This window comes from Sandarakinorhabdus rubra, from assembly GCF_010994245.1.
Lineage (GTDB): Bacteria > Pseudomonadota > Alphaproteobacteria > Sphingomonadales > Sphingomonadaceae > Sandarakinorhabdus > Sandarakinorhabdus rubra.
Window position 1 is genome coordinate 1 of record NZ_WMHO01000379.1, and the last position, 1,195, is coordinate 1,195.

Here is a 1,195-nt window from a genome sequence, read left to right on the forward strand (position 1 = left end):
CAGCACCCGGCCCTTTGCCAGCCGCACGCCGCCGGCCACCAGGCCGTGGGCCAGGATCGCCCCTTCGGCTTCGGCAAGCGGAACCGGGCCGAACTTCACCCCGCGCCCTGAAATGCTGGCGCGGCCGGCGCGACCAGCGCACCGCGCCATGCCGCCGTCATCTGGGCAGCGATCGACAGCGCGATCTCGGCCGGGTTGGCAGCGCCGATGGCCAGCCCCGCCGGGCCGTGGATGCGCGCCAGATCGGCCGAGCCAAACCCTTGGTCAGAAAGCCGTTCCAGCCGGGCGGCATGGTTCTTCCGGCTGCCCAGCGCGGCGATGTAGAAGGCCGGCGAGCGCAACGCGCAGGCCAGCGCCACGTCATCGATCTTGGGATCATGGGTCAGCGCAACCAGCGCCGAGGCGGCATTGGGCTTGAGGTCGGCCAGCGCCTCGTCGGGCCAGCGCCGGTCAAGCTCCAGCCCGGCAAAGCGCTCGTCCGCCGCAAACAGACCGCGCGGATCAATCACCGTCGCGGCGATGCCCAGCCCGGTGGCCAACGGCACCAGCGCCTGCGCGATGTGCACGGCGCCGATGATGAAGAGCCGGCGCGGCGGCGGATAGGCCCGCACGAACGGGCCGCCATCGCCAATGGCGCTGATGCCAGAGGCTGGATCGCTGCTCAGCGTCAGGCCAGTGCCGGCGGCGGTGGCCGCAAGCACGTGTTCCACCAGCGCAGGTGCCAGGCTGTCGCCCGCCAGCCGCTGCACCAGTATGGCGATGCGGCCGCCGCAGGCCAGCCCAGCGCGCCAGGCGACATCGTCGGCAACGCCGAACTCCAGCAGCGCGTGGCCGGTGCCCGCGGCCATCAGCTCCTGGGCAGACAGGATCACGTCGGCCTCGACGCAGCCGCCTGAGACGCTGCCGGCAAACACGCCGTCGCCGCGCACCGCAAGGTGGCTGCCCACCCGGCGCGGTGCAGAACCCCAGGTGCTGATCACCGTCGCGATGGCGACATCATGGCCTGCCTGCCGCCAGTCCAGCGCGGTGGCCAGCGTGGAAAGGTCGTCGTCGCCCGCGCCGGTCATTGCCACTGCCACCACAGGAAGGCGAGGGTGGCGATGATCAGCGCGCTGCCCCACAACAGCGGCGACAGGCCGCCGCCAGCCGATGCCGGCTGCGGCGCCGGTTCGGCCGGTGCAGCGGTGGCCGCGGG

General features: G+C 72.6%; 1 protein-coding gene. It reads right to left on the minus strand.

The features are described from left to right. Window positions 1-95: 95 nt before the first annotated feature. A complete protein-coding gene (locus GJV64_RS14660; RefSeq protein ID WP_164158222.1) occupies window positions 96-1,067 on the minus strand; it encodes an XdhC family protein in 972 nt (323 codons plus the stop codon). Window positions 1,068-1,195: the final 128 nt, after the last annotated feature.

Bases quoted from the DNA above. Each gene is read 5' to 3' on its own strand.
- GJV64_RS14660 (WP_164158222.1), bottom strand. From the start codon at position 1,067: ATGACCGGCGCGGGCGACGACGACCTTTCCACGCTGGCCACCGCGCTG.